Raw genomic sequence first — 12,091 nt, 5'->3', positions numbered from 1 at the left:
GTTGGGGCACCCCTCCCGGTCCGGACGGCAGCGACGTCCGTCGCAGTCGGTCAGCGGGTGTACGGACCGTTGACGACACCGCTGATCTGGTGCTGAGCGGTCTTGTCCTGCGCCCGGTCGGCGGTCGAGCCGGCGGGGGCGGTGTGCACCTTGCTCGTGTCGAAGTCGTAGGCGCTCTCCGCGTGCAGGATCTGGTCGATGCCGCTGACCTCGTCCTCCCGCCGCACCCGGAAGCCGATCGTCATGTCAATGATCTTGACGAGCAGCCACGTCAGTGCGACCGAGTACGCGGCGACGGCGAAGGCACCGACCGCCTGCTTGAGCAACTGCTCGGCACCGGCACCGGCGACGAGGCCGTCCGTGGTGTCGAACACTCCGATGAGGAGCGTGCCCACGAAACCGCCGACCGCGTGCACCGCCACGACGTCCAGCGAGTCGTCGTAGCCGAACCGGTCCTTCAGGCTGACGGCCCAGGCGCAGACGACGCCGGCGATGACACCGATGGCGATCGCACCCCAGGTGTTCACGACCGCGCAGGCCGGGGTGATGGCCACCAGACCGGCGACCGCACCCGACGCGGCGCCCAGGGAGGTGAAGCCACCCTTGCGTACGCGCTCCCAGACGAGCCAACCGATCATGCCGGCACCGGCCGCGACCTGGGTGTTCATGAAGGCGACGCTGGCGGTGCCGTTCGCGGCGAGGGCCGATCCGGCGTTGAAGCCGAACCACCCGAACCACAGCAGGCCCGAGCCGAGCATCACGAGCGGCAGGCTGTGCGCCCGCATCGACTCCCGCCGGAAGCCGACCCGGTTGCCGAGGACCAGAAGCGCGCCGAGGGCGGCCATGCCGGCGTTGATGTGGACCGCCGTGCCTCCGGCGAAGTCCTTCACGCCGAGCTTGAAGATCCAGCCGTCGGCCTGCCACACCCAGTGGGCCACCGGGAAGTACACCACGGTCACCCAGAGCGCGACGAACAGCATCCACGCACCGAACTTGGCACGGTCGGCGATCGCCCCGCTGATCAGCGCCGGCGTGATGACGGCGAACATCATCTGGAAGACCGCGAAGGCGAGCACCGGAATGCTGCCCGTCAACGTGGTGTCCGAGATTCCGCTCATACCCACGTTGGCCAGGTCACCGACGAGCCCACTGCCACCGACGTCCTCACCGAAGGCGAGCGAGTATCCGTAGGTCACCCAGAGCACGCTGACGATGCCCAGGCTGATGAAGCTCATCAGCAGCATGTTGAGCACGCTCTTCACGCGAACCATGCCGCCGTAGAAGAACGCCAGGCCCGGGGTCATCAGCATGACCAGCGCGGCGCTGATCAGCACGAATGCGGTATCACCCGCGTCGAAGCCGTCTGGCATCGAGATGTACTCCATGTCTTGATAACTGCCGCGTCAGTGCGGCGTGGTTGGAATGTCGTCCGTGAGCGCGGACCGCAGACCTCACACAAGGTCGGCGGCCTCCAGGGCGCTGCAGCAGGTGTCGACGATGAGGCGGGTGACGGTGTACGGGTCGACGTTGGCGTTGGGCCGGCGGTCCTCGATGTAGCCCTTCTTGTCGATCTCCACCTGCCACGGGATGCGCACCGAGGCGCCGCGGTCGGAGACGCCGTAGCTGTACTCGTTCCAGGGAGCCGTCTCGTGCGCGCCGGTCAGGCGGGCCTCGACGCCGGCGCCGTAGCTGCGGATGTGCTCCGCGGGCTTGTCGCCCCGGCCGAGGGCCTCACAGGCCTCGATGATCGCCGTGTAGTTCTCCCGCATGGCACGCGTCGAGAAGTTGGTGTGGGCGCCGGCGCCGTTCCAGTCACCCCGCGCGGGCTTCGGCTCCAGGGTCGCGGAGATGCCGAACTCCTCGGCCGTGCGGTGCAGGAGCCAGCGGGCGACCCACAGCTGGTCGGCGACCTCCAGCGGGGACAGCGGGCCGACCTGGAACTCCCACTGGCCGGGCATGACCTCGGCGTTGATGCCGGAGAGGGACAGGCCCGCGGCGAGGCAGTTGTCCAGGTGCTTCTCGACCACGGCGCGGCCGTAGATCTCGTCGGCGCCGACGCCGCAGTAGTAGCCACCCTGCGGGGCCGGGTAGCCGCCGTCCGGGAAGCCCAGCGGGCGGGAGCCCTTGAAGAAGGTGTACTCCTGCTCGATGCCGAACAGCGACTCCTGGGCCGCGAACTGCTCGGCCACCGGGCGCAGCAGCGCCCGCGTGTTGGACTCGTGCGGGGTGCCGTCGATGTTGAACACCTCGCACAGCACCAGCAGGTGCGCACCGCCGCGGATGGGGTCGGCGTAGGTGGCGACCGGCTCGAGGACGCGGTCGGAGCTGCTGCCCTCGGCCTGGTTGGTGCTGGAGCCGTCGAAGCCCCACGTGCCCGGCGCGACGCCGTCCTCGATGATCTTCGTCTTCGACCGGAGCTTCGCGGTCGGCGTGGTGCCGTCGATCCAGATGTATTCAGCCTTGTACGCCATGGGTCTCTTTCTCCTGTGTCCGGGCCGGATGGCCCACGAAATCGTGATCGGTCGAACCGGCGTCTCAGACCGCCGCGAGCGGCTCGTCGGTTCGTAGGAGGTGGGTGGCTGACGCCCGGCTTTCGCCCAGCGTCGAGGTGAGCACGGTGACAACGTTGTCATGTGCTCCTCGCTCGGCGTCGGAGAGCGCGGTGCCTCCCCAACGGTCCCGCAGCGTCGGATCGGCCCCGCGGTCCAGGAGGTACTGGACCACGTCGAGGTTTCCGTCGGAGGCCGCGAGGTGCAGCGCGGTCCGCCGGTCGTAGTCGGCGGAGTTCGGATCCTTCCCCGCCGCGAGCGCGAGCCGGACGTACTCCAGATCGCCGTGACTGGCGGCCCAGAGCAACCGCGTGGTCGACCCCACCTCGTCCTCGTTCCTCCCGCGCCGCGGATCGCGCTTGCCGGAGTCCTCGCCGGCGGCCAACGAGTCGTAGACGTGGAAGTTGAACCGGTTGATCAGTTCCTTGCAGAACGCGACCCCCCGGACGGAGTTGCCGAGCGCGTCGAGGCGCGGCGACCAGACGCAGATGCCCATCACGCCGGGAACCACGATCATGAGTCCGCCGGAGACGCCGCTCTTCGCCGGCAGGCCGATGGTGAAGGCGAACTCACCGGAATAGTCGTACATCCCGCACGAGGACATCAGCGACAGACACTTGCGCGCGGTGTCGGCGGAGAAGATCCGCTCCCGGGTGAGGGGATTGACACCACCGTTGGCGAGCGAGGCGGCCACGACCGACAACGACCGGGCGTCGACCTCGATGGAACAGCACTGGAAGTAGAACTCCAGCGTCTCGGTGAGGTCGGTCCCGTCCGGAAAGGCCTGGTGCTCGCGCATGAAGTACCCGAGAGCGAAGTTCCGATCCGCCGAACGCCGTTCCGAGAGATAGACGGCATTGTTGAAACCGACCGTCCCGCCCCCGGCCAACCGGCGCCACGTCTCGGCCACGTGGTCGAAACGGTCGGCCATCTCCCAACTGGGGCGCAGCAGCGAACAACACATGATCGCCCCAGAATTGATCATCGGGTTGTGCGGAAGCCCCTCGTTGTTCAACGTCAACTCGTTGAACCCGCGACCGCTGGGCTCCCGCCCGACGTGCCGGTGCACCTGTTCGGCACCGTGCTGCTCCAGCGCGAGACAGTAGTTGATCGGCTTGCAGACCGACTGGACGCAGAACGGGGTCTCCGCGTCCCCCACCGCGGCGCGCTGGCCGTCGGTGGTGCACAACGCGATGCCGAACTTCTCCGGATCCACCCGGCCCAACTGCGGGATGTAGTCGGCGACCCGCCCATCCTCGACATCCCGGAGGCCCTCGAAGATCGCGAATATCTCCGTCTGCAACGCGGCGAAGTCCGGAATGACGAGGTCCCCGCGAAGTGACCTCTCGATGACACCGCCACCCGTCCTGCACAGCGCGATGAAGCCGGCCAGATCGATCCGCGCCCGACCGTCGGCGCTGGTGGCGGCCCGCACCTCGACCAGGCGCGGGTCCGTCTCGGAGATGCCCGCAACGCGCAGCCGGTCCACGAGTTCGGTCACCGCGACCGTGCCGTCGGTGTCCACAGCAAAGGACGCGAACAGCTTCCCGTACTCGGCGGCGGCGAAATCGTCGATACCGGACGGCTCAACGCCGCGGGTCCACGCCTGATCGAGGCGGCGCGGCGCGGTTCTGGTCTTCTTCATCGCGGGCATGGCGCGGGTTCAACTACTCCGTAAATGTTGGCAACGGCGTGGTGGCGACGCCATGTCCCGGCAGTCGCGTTCTGGTGACAGTCGACCTGTCAACCTTCCACGCTTGCAAAGACTAGGGAGGGCCGGTGTACGACCGCTTTATTCCGACTGACCGGCGACTGACGTCCGCAACCGCACCAACGCGGATGTCGAGACACGTGACTACATTGGGGCAGCGGTGAACCACCGCTGCTCGGGTTTCGTGACAGGTACGGTGAATTTCCAGACCGTAGAGAGTGAGCAGGTTGTGAGAATCCTTGTGGTGGGCGCCACTCAGGGCATCGGTCGCGAATTGGCCGCCGAGTACGCCAGGCGGGGTGACGAGGTGACCATTACCGGACGGGCAGCGGAACGGGCCGAGGCCGAGGCGAAGCGACTTCACGCCGAGACCGGGGGTCACGTGTCCGGACTGGCGCTCGACCTGTCCCAGCCGGAGTCGGTGGCGGAGGCGCTGAGCACGGTGGAGCGGGTGGACCGGGTCGCTGTCGCCGGCATGATCCGAGACCGCAACACCGTCGGGTCCTTCTCGGTGGAGGACGCGGTGACGCTCGCGACCACCAAGATCGTCGGCTATGCCGCGGTGGCGGCCGCCCTGCGCGACCGCCTCGCACCGGGTGCCGCCGTGCTGCTGTTCGGTGGGATGGCGAAAGACCATCCCTACCCGGGTTCCACCGTGCTGTCCACCGTCAATGCCGGGGTGATGGGCATGGTGCGCACCCTGAGCGTGGAACTCGCCCCGGCGCGGGTCAACTCGATCCACCCGGGCGCGGTCGCCGACAGTCCCGCGTGGGTGGACAAGCAGGCCATCCTCGACCCCCTGCGCAAGATCTCCCTGACCGGGGAGCTGCCCACCATGCGGCAGATCGTCGACGGATGCGTCTTCCTGCTGGAGAACGCGGCCGCCAACGGTGTCAATCTCACCCTCGACGCCGGGCGCGCCTAGCGTCGGAGGCCCGCGATCTCGGCTGTCCTGAACCCCGGTCGGCGGTTCAGGGCAGCCGGGCGGGCACCCGTGCCGCCATCGGCCGGCCCGCGAGCCGGCGCAGGGCGATGATCTCGTACCCGTTGAGCGCGAACACCGACGGCATCACCCTCGCGTCCGGCACGTCGTTCTCGATGCACGCCGACTTCTTCAACGCCTGGAAGGACGAGGCGCTCGCCGCACGGGTGCGCAACTGCCTCGACCAGGGCGTGAAGTGCAACTCGGCCGGCAACTTCTAGCGTGATCGTCAACCCGGGGCCGGTGTCTCAGCCCCGGGTTGACGATCACAGGCATCGGTCGACGTCGCCGACAGCGACGCGGTACGACGGCGGCGGCCGGTCACCCCTCGATCCGGGGCGGCCGGCCGCCGTCGCGTCGATCGGCTAGAGCCGGGCAGCACCCGCCTCGGTGGCCGCCTGCACGGCCGAGGTCCGGCGAACCTCCGCCCGCTCGTCGCCGGCGCTCTCCCGATCCGGGTCGGCAACCCGGGCGGCCCGGTTGGTGGTCGCGGCCGCCTGGTCACCGGTCACGCCGCCGCGGATCCGGTTGTTCGCGGCCACCTGGGCGGCCGGGTTGTTGCCCGTCACGGTCAACCCACCATTGATGATGTTGTCGTCGACGGTGACACCGCCAATGGTGTTGGTGACGCTGACGTCGGCACCCCAGTAGCCACCGGAGGCGCAACTGTCGAGGGTGCCGTTCGGGCCGAGTTGGACGCCGCCCAGGTTGCCGGCAAACGTGGCCCGACCGCGGACCGCGCTGCCGCACAGGACACTGCCGGTGGCGCTGTTGAGCACCGACAGGGTTCCGTCGACGAACGAGTCGTGCACGTCGGTGTAGTAGGTGCCGGTGCTGCTGACGTTGCGGTCCACCTGGGTGCCCCGGTCGAGTCGGACCTCGCCGGCGCCGACGGTGACGTTGCCGGTGATCGTCGCCGCCTCGGCGAACAGGAAGCTGTCGATGGTCGCGGTGCCCTTCGGCCGTACGGTCACGGCACCGGTGCGGGCGTCTTTGAGGAAGACGCCGTACCCTCCGGCGGCCAGCACCACCTGGCCGTCGACGGTCGTCTCGGTGGCGTCGAGGTAGCCGTCGGCCGCGACGCGGACCTCGCCGCTGACCCGCCCGCCGGTGACCACGAGGTTGGCGCCGGCGGCGACGGTGACGTTGCCGGTGATCGTGGTGCCGGTCAGCGCGCAGGACTCGCCGGCCGGCACGAGCAGGTCGTTGGGCACGGTCACCGCACCGCCGGTGCCGATGCAGTGGGTGACCAGGTCGGCGTGGGCGGTGGGCGCGACGGCCAGCACCGAGGCGGCGACGACGGCGCTCACGGTGGCCAGCTTGGCGACGGTACGTCCGGGCATCGTGGTACTCCCTGTCGGTGAGATTCGAGGACTCATGCGCCGACGTCCGATCGGGCCGCGGCGCGGACGATGGCGCCCTGCTGGCGCTTGTTGAGCGTTCCGCCGGTCACCAGCGCGGTGGTGACCGCCTCGACGTGCCGGACGAAGTCGGCGTGGCCGGGGTAGTCGGCGTGTTCGTCGATCAGATCGTTGATGGTGCAGCCGTCACCCGTGTCGGCGTTGGCCACTCCGGTGTCGTCGCCGTCGATGATCACCGTGGCCCGGGTGTCGGACTCGGGGCAGGCGTCGGTGCCGCCGGCCACCACCGTGAACGTCGCCGACTGCTCGGCCGAGGCGTTACCGGCGGCGTCGGTCGCCCGGTACCGCAGGGTGTGCGCGCCGACGGCCCGGACGGAGACCGGAGCGGCGTACGCGGTCCAGGCCCCGGCGTCGAGCGCGTACTCGACGGATGCGACACCCGAGCCGGCGTCGGTCGCGGTGAGGGTGACGGTGGCGGCGACCACGTACGCGCCGTCGTCGTTGCGCTCGCCGGTGACCGTGGCGGACACCGCGGGTGGCGTGGTGTCCTCCTGCGGCGGGGCGACGACGGTGAAGTGGGCCATCTGCTCGGCCGAGGTGTTTCCGGCGACATCGGTCGCCCGGTAGTGCAGCATGTGCATCCCGGTCGCGGTCACCACGAACGGGTTCGTGTACGCGCTGAAGGCAGCGCCGTCCAACGCGTACTCGATGGTGGCGACGCCGGATCCGGCGTCGGTGGCGGTCAGCGTGGCGGTTGCCGTACCGATGTAGTTGCCGTCGCTGTCCTTCTCACCGGACAGCGCGGCCGTGACCACCGGTGCGGTGGTGTCCTCCTCGGTCGGCTCGACGATCCGGAACGACACCGAGCCGACGGTGCTGGTGTTGCCGGCCTGGTCGGTGGCACGGAACTGCACCGAGTGGTCGCCGACCGCCGTCACCCGCACCGGCTGCGTGTACGGCTGGAAGCTGGTGTCGTCGACCTGGTACTCGACGGTGTCCACACCGGAGCCGGCGTCGGTGGCCGTGACGGTCACCGTCGCCGCGCCGACGTAGTTGCCGTCCTGGTCGCGGTCACCGGCCACGGCGGCGGTGACCGTCGGCGGCGTGGTGTCGCCGCCTCCGCCGCCGTCGGTGACCACCAGTTCGCCGACCATCTGGCTGTGGCCGGGGATCGAGCAGAAGTAGCGGTAGCGGCCCGGGGTCAGCGTGACGGTCGCCTGGTGGCGGCCGTCGTTGGCGTCGAACGGGCTGGCCAGGATGTTCAGGGTGACGTCGTGGTTGTAGCCCTCGGTGGTGGTGTCGAAGGTCAGCGTGTGCGGCATGCCGGTGGTGTTGCCGGTGGCCGCGCTGTTCTCCCAGATGATCGTGGTCGCGCCGGCCACCGCCTGGGTGGGCGCGGACTTGTAGCGGGTGATGTCGTCGTCGGCGGTCCAGGTCAGCACCTGGTCCGCGGCGACGCGCGGGGCGGCGGTGGCGGGCGTCGCGGCCAACGGGGTCACCGTGAGCAGCAGCGCCGACAGCGCGGCCGTGAGTCGTCGGATCATCGTCTCTCCTAGAGTTCCCGCACGCGGACGTTGCGGAACTCGGTCAGGTCGTTGTCGCCGTGGTTCTGCAGGCCGATGAAGCCGCGGAGGAACTGCCGCAGGTCGGTCGGCGGGTCGCCGGCACGGGAGGACTGCTTGCCCGGCGTGTTGTCGAACTCGTTGATCACCACGCCGTTGCGGATCATCGTGTAGTGCTGCCCGACCACGCGGATCTCGTAGTCGTTCCACTGCCCCTTCGGGGTGACACCGGCCTGGGCGAGCGGCACCGGGTCGAAGTTGTAGACCGAGCCGGTCTTCTGCGGCTCGCCGGTGTCACCGTCGTAGATCTGGATCTCGTGTCCGCAGTAGATCGCCACCCACGCCTGGGAGGTGCGGGCCGAGCCGACCGTGCCGCAACTGCCCGGTGGCCGCTGCTCCAGGGGGATCCGCGGATCCGGGAAGCGGGTGAAGACGCCGGTGTTGGCCCGGCCGGTGCCCGGCGCAATGTCCTTGAACTGCACCTTCAGCGAGAAGTCCCCGAACTCCCTGGTGTGCCAGAGCATGCCCAGACCACCGCTGGAGCGCAGCGCGCCGTCCGGCTGGATGCTGAACGACCCGGATGGCGCCTGCTGCCAACCGAGCAGCGACTCGGCGGTGCCGTCGAAGAGTGGCTCGTAGCCGGTGCGACCGTCGCGGCCGATGTCGGACGCGGCGGCCAGGCGGGTGAGCGTGCCGACCTCGCGGGCCGTCAGCAGGTCGTCGTCCTGCAACGCGCGGGTCACCGCGGTCACGTGCCGGACGAAACTGTTGTGATCGGCCCAGGTGCTCTCGTCGTCGAGCAGGTCGTTGACGGTGCACCCCTGCCCGACCGTGCGGCTGGGCACCCCGGTGTCGGTGTCGCCGAGCCACACGTTCTGCCGGGCGTCCGGCACCGCGCAGCCCACGGTGACGGCGGTCTGCACCGTGGCCGTCTCGCCGTCGGCGTACGTGACGGTGAGCTTCGCGGTGTAGGTGCCGACCCGGGCGTACGTGTGCCGGGGGTTCGCCTCGGTGGAGGTGGCGCCGTCGCCGAACTCCCACCGGTAGCTGACGCCGCCGGATCGGGAGCCGGTGAAGGCGATGGTCAACGGCTTGTTCTGGACGGCCACCGAGGTCGCGGCCGGTGCCGGCGTGGGCGCGCCGCCGGTGTACGTGATCCGGATCAGCTTCTGGTTGGGGTGCAGGCTGAAGAACCCGCCTCCGTAGTCCAGCAGGTAGAGCGCGCCGTCCGGGCCGAACTTGGCGTCCATCCAGCTCTGCAGCCGGTTGTCACCGTTGCCGCTGGGGATGATGGCCCGCAGCGACTCGGCGTACACCGGTGGGGCGGCCTGTGGCACGCCGGCCTCGTCGACGGTGACCGCGACCCGGTTGGCGGGGTTCGACTGGTCGCCGATGAGCCACTTGCCGTCCCAGTGCTCCGGCCACGCCACGCCGCTGTCGGTGTCGACGAGGTCCCGGTGGTAGGTGGGGCCGGACATGATGGCCTGCCCGCCGCCGCGCAGGTACGGCTGGGTGTAGGTGGCGTCCGCGGCGACGTACGTCGGGAGGCCGCTGCCGTCGGTCCGCTTCGGGAACACCGGCCCGCCGCCGCCCGGCGAGTACCAGATCATGTTGTCCCGGGCCGCCGGGATGTCCTCCAGACCGGTGTTCCGCGGTGAGGTGTTCCGGAGGTTGTCGCAGTCGTACCAGCCGGTCAGCACCTTCGCGTCGGTGTTGCTGCGGTCGCGGTACGGCTGCCGGTTGCCCATGCAGTACGGCCAGCCCTGGTTGCCGGCGGACGTGATGATGGTGGCGGTCTCGTACTTGGCCGGACCCAGGGTGGGGCTGGGCGTCGACGCGTCCGGGCCGACCCAGCCGGCGGTGAGCCACTGGTGCACCGGGTCGATCTGCAGGCGGGCGATGTTGCGCACGCCCATCACGTAGATCTCCGGTCGGGTCTTCTCGGTGCCCGGTGGGAACAGGTTGCCCTCCGGGATGGTGTACGTCCCGTCCGCCTCCGGGTGGATCCGGATGATCTTGCCGGCCAGGTCGTTGGTGTTGCCCGAGGTACGCCGGGCGTCCTGGAACGAGATCCCCTGGTACTCCTCGGTCCAGTTGTTGCCGGAGTAGCCCTCCGATCCCTCGGAGGAGTTGTTGTCGCCGGAGCCGACGTAGAGGTTGCCCTGGGCGTCGAACGCCATGCCGCCGCCGGCGTGGCAGCAACTGTGGATCTGCACCGGGAACTGCAGCAGATCCTTGCGGGTGGCCTGGTCGATGGTCTGCGTCGTGCGGTCGTAGGTGAACCGGGAGATGGTGCGCTGCCCGACCCGCTTCACCCGGTCGATCGACTCGTGCGGCATCCAGTAGACGTAGAGCCAGCCGTTGTCGGCGAACGCGGGGTCGGGCACGATGCCGAGCAGGCCCTCCTCGTTCTTGACCAACTCGGAGCCGCTGCCCCGGTTGCCCATCACCTTGAGGGTGGTGAGGAGCTTGACCTGCTTGCTGCGCGGATCCCAGGAGTGGATGGTGCCGCAGCCGAGGCCGACGTTCGGGTTGTTCCAGTCCGCGACCGGGCCGCTCGGGCAGGCCGCCTTGCCGACGTAGAACACCGTGCCGTCCGGGGCGATGGTGAGCCCGTGCGGCTCGCCGATCTGGTCCAGCTGCCCGGTCTGGTTGGCCGCGGTGAGCCGCTCCACCTTGTAGTTCGCGGCGATCGTCGCCTGGCAGTCGCCGCGTACCCGGCCGGTGGTCCAGTTGAGGGCGCCGGCCAGGTGGGTGCGGAACGCCTCCTCGCCGTAGCTGCCCTCGGTGTGACCCATGCCGGTGTAGAACGACCGGCCGCCGTCGTAGTCCCGGCACCAGGACACCGGGTGGAACGGGCCGTTCGCGGCCGGACCCGGGTCGTAGTGCCGCTCCTGCACCTGCGCCAGGGTGTGCACGGTGCCGATCGGGTTCGGGTCCCAGTTCTCCCAGCGGTCCGACCGGGTGACGGTCAGCGGCAGCGACGCCGTGGCCGGGTGTTCGCGGTCCAGGATGTCGACGACCGCGCGGTTCACGGCGGGCGCCGGCGGTGCGGTGGTGCTGCCCGTGAACAGGCGCAGGTCGGCGAGCTGGGCCAGCGGCTCACCGCTGTTCGCGGTGATGGTGAGCCGGTAACGGGTGAACTCCTGTGGCGTGGCGATGTCGAACCGGCGGGTCTGGAACCGGTCCGGGAAGGTCTGCCCGGTGCGTCGGTCCAGATCGGACCAGTTCTGTCCGTCGGTGGAGCCCTGCAGGGTCCAGTCCTTCGGGTCACGCCCGGCGGAGTCGTTGGCCGACGTCAGCGCGTACCCGGTGATCCGCTTGGCGGCGGCCAACTCGTACGCCACCCAGGCCGTCGGGGTGCGGACCAGCCACTTGGTGTTGGCGTCACCGTCGGTGAGCTTCTCCTTGGTCTCGTTGGGCCCGTTCTCGCCGCTGGCGGTCACCCGGGCCACCGGTTCGGCGACCGGGATGGCACCCGCCGGGCGGGTGCCGATCAGGCCGGTGAACCAGGTGGAGTCGACCTGGGCGCGGGCCGCGTCGGCGATGCCGACGAACCCTCCGCCTGCCTTCATGTAGCTCTGCAGCGCCGACTCCTGGTCGCGGTTGAGCGCGGCGCCCGTCGCGGAGAGAAACACCACGCTGCGGTACGCGGACAGCCCGGCCGCGGTGAACACACCCGGGTCCGTGGTGGCCGTGACATCGATGTCATTACTGACAGCAAGCTGTCGGATGGTGTCCACGGCGCGCGAAACCGGGTCCTGCTGCTCGGCCACCGGCCCGTGGAACACCAGGACCGCGGTCGGCGTCTGCGGCGTCGACTGTGGTGTTACGGGTCGTGGCGCGGCTGCCGCCGTCGTCGCCGGGATCAGTGTCGCGATGGCCGCTACCGCGGCGAGGGCTCGTCGTACGTGTCTGGTCATCCC

The 12,091-nt window shown here is 69.7% G+C and carries 8 protein-coding genes; 2 read left to right on the top strand and 6 right to left on the bottom strand.

Going from position 1 to position 12,091, the window contains the following annotated elements:
* Nucleotides 1–50: 50 nt before the first annotated feature.
* The 3 genes from F8271_RS01865 to glsA form a co-directional block, all read right to left on the bottom strand.
* The gene (locus tag F8271_RS01865) at nt 51–1,370 is read right to left on the bottom strand and encodes an ammonium transporter (RefSeq protein ID WP_151487846.1); all 1,320 of its coding nucleotides are present in this window, start codon (nt 1,368–1,370) and stop codon (nt 51–53) included.
* A gap of 81 nt (nt 1,371–1,451) precedes the next feature.
* Entirely contained in the window at nt 1,452–2,471 is a 1,020-nt protein-coding gene (gene glnII, locus F8271_RS01860) for a glutamine synthetase (protein WP_151487845.1), read from the bottom strand.
* 64 nt (nt 2,472–2,535) lie between these two features.
* On the bottom strand, nt 2,536–4,194 hold the full coding sequence (gene glsA / locus F8271_RS01855) for a glutaminase A (RefSeq protein ID WP_225854105.1): 1,659 nt from the start codon (nt 4,192–4,194) through the stop codon (nt 2,536–2,538).
* Nucleotides 4,195–4,504: 310 nt separating this feature from the next.
* Between glsA and F8271_RS01850 the strand changes: the two genes are divergently transcribed.
* Together F8271_RS01850 and F8271_RS01845 are read left to right on the top strand one after the other, a co-directional pair.
* Nucleotides 4,505–5,185, top strand: coding sequence for an SDR family oxidoreductase (locus F8271_RS01850; RefSeq protein ID WP_255473632.1), 681 nt, complete (start codon nt 4,505–4,507; stop codon nt 5,183–5,185).
* Nucleotides 5,186–5,307: 122 nt separating this feature from the next.
* The gene (locus F8271_RS01845) at nt 5,308–5,463 is read left to right on the top strand and encodes a DUF1996 domain-containing protein (protein ID WP_151487842.1); all 156 of its coding nucleotides are present in this window, start codon (nt 5,308–5,310) and stop codon (nt 5,461–5,463) included.
* 144 nt (nt 5,464–5,607) lie between these two features.
* On the opposite strand, the gene F8271_RS01840 is transcribed toward F8271_RS01845, so the two are convergent.
* Genes F8271_RS01840 through F8271_RS01830 form a run of 3 tightly spaced genes read right to left on the bottom strand, consistent with a single transcriptional unit; the run spans nt 5,608 to nt 12,088 of the window.
* Entirely contained in the window at nt 5,608–6,585 is a 978-nt protein-coding gene (locus tag F8271_RS01840; protein WP_151487841.1) for a hypothetical protein, read from the bottom strand.
* Nucleotides 6,586–6,617: 32 nt separating this feature from the next.
* A complete protein-coding gene (locus F8271_RS01835; RefSeq protein WP_151487840.1) occupies nt 6,618–8,147 on the bottom strand; it encodes a plastocyanin/azurin family copper-binding protein in 1,530 nt (509 codons plus the stop codon).
* Nucleotides 8,148–8,155: 8 nt separating this feature from the next.
* The gene (locus tag F8271_RS01830; RefSeq protein ID WP_151487839.1) at nt 8,156–12,088 is read right to left on the bottom strand and encodes a ThuA domain-containing protein; all 3,933 of its coding nucleotides are present in this window, start codon (nt 12,086–12,088) and stop codon (nt 8,156–8,158) included.
* Nucleotides 12,089–12,091 lie beyond the last annotated feature (3 nt).

The organism is Micromonospora sp. ALFpr18c, assembly GCF_008868155.1.
In the GTDB taxonomy this organism is placed as follows: Bacteria; Actinomycetota; Actinomycetes; order Mycobacteriales; family Micromonosporaceae; genus Micromonospora.
Note: the sequence above shows the minus strand (reverse complement) of the source record. Positions and strands in the feature narration are given on the sequence as shown.